This window comes from Bacillus sp. M13(2017) (genome assembly GCF_002218325.1).
Taxonomy (GTDB): Bacteria; Bacillota; Bacilli; order Bacillales; family Bacillaceae_G; genus Bacillus_A; species Bacillus_A thuringiensis_K.
Window position 1 is genome coordinate 1 of sequence record NZ_KZ268542.1, and the last position, 1,371, is coordinate 1,371.

The window sequence follows — 1,371 nt, forward strand, 5'->3', positions numbered from 1 at the left end:
AAGGCTGAGCTGTGATGGGGAAGCTCCTTATGGAGCGAAGTCTTTGATTCCCCGCTGCCAAGAAAAGCTTCTAGCGAGATAAAAGGTGCCTGTACCGCAAACCGACACAGGTAGGCGAGGAGAGAATCCTAAGGTGTGCGAGAGAACTCTGGTTAAGGAACTCGGCAAAATGACCCCGTAACTTCGGGAGAAGGGGTGCTTTCTTAACGGAAAGCCGCAGTGAATAGGCCCAAGCGACTGTTTAGCAAAAACACAGCTCTCTGCGAAGCCGTAAGGCGAAGTATAGGGGGTGACACCTGCCCGGTGCTGGAAGGTTAAGGAGAGGGGTTAGCGTAAGCGAAGCTCTGAACTGAAGCCCCAGTAAACGGCGGCCGTAACTATAACGGTCCTAAGGTAGCGAAATTCCTTGTCGGGTAAGTTCCGACCCGCACGAAAGGTGTAACGATTTGGGCACTGTCTCAACCAGAGACTCGGTGAAATTATAGTACCTGTGAAGATGCAGGTTACCCGCGACAGGACGGAAAGACCCCGTGGAGCTTTACTGTAGCCTGATATTGAATTTTGGTACAGTTTGTACAGGATAGGCGGGAGCCATTGAAACCGGAGCGCTAGCTTCGGTGGAGGCGCTGGTGGGATACCGCCCTGACTGTATTGAAATTCTAACCTACGGGTCTTATCGACCCGGGAGACAGTGTCAGGTGGGCAGTTTGACTGGGGCGGTCGCCTCCTAAAGTGTAACGGAGGCGCCCAAAGGTTCCCTCAGAATGGTTGGAAATCATTCGTAGAGTGCAAAGGCATAAGGGAGCTTGACTGCGAGACCTACAAGTCGAGCAGGGACGAAAGTCGGGCTTAGTGATCCGGTGGTTCCGCATGGAAGGGCCATCGCTCAACGGATAAAAGCTACCCCGGGGATAACAGGCTTATCTCCCCCAAGAGTCCACATCGACGGGGAGGTTTGGCACCTCGATGTCGGCTCATCGCATCCTGGGGCTGTAGTCGGTCCCAAGGGTTGGGCTGTTCGCCCATTAAAGCGGTACGCGAGCTGGGTTCAGAACGTCGTGAGACAGTTCGGTCCCTATCCGTCGTGGGCGTAGGAAATTTGAGAGGAGCTGTCCTTAGTACGAGAGGACCGGGATGGACGCACCGCTGGTGTACCAGTTGTTCTGCCAAGGGCATAGCTGGGTAGCTATGTGCGGAAGGGATAAGTGCTGAAAGCATCTAAGCATGAAGCCCCCCTCAAGATGAGATTTCCCATAGCGTAAGCTAGTAAGATCCCTGAAAGATGATCAGGTTGATAGGTTCGAGGTGGAAGCATGGTGACATGTGGAGCTGACGAATACTAATAGATCGAGGACTTAACCATATAATATG

General features: G+C 53.0%; 1 rRNA gene. It reads left to right on the forward strand.

The window, feature by feature from the left end:
• A 23S ribosomal RNA gene (locus tag CGQ22_RS31175) occupies positions 1–1,363 on the forward strand; the annotation flags it as partial.
• Positions 1,364–1,371 lie beyond the last annotated feature (8 nt).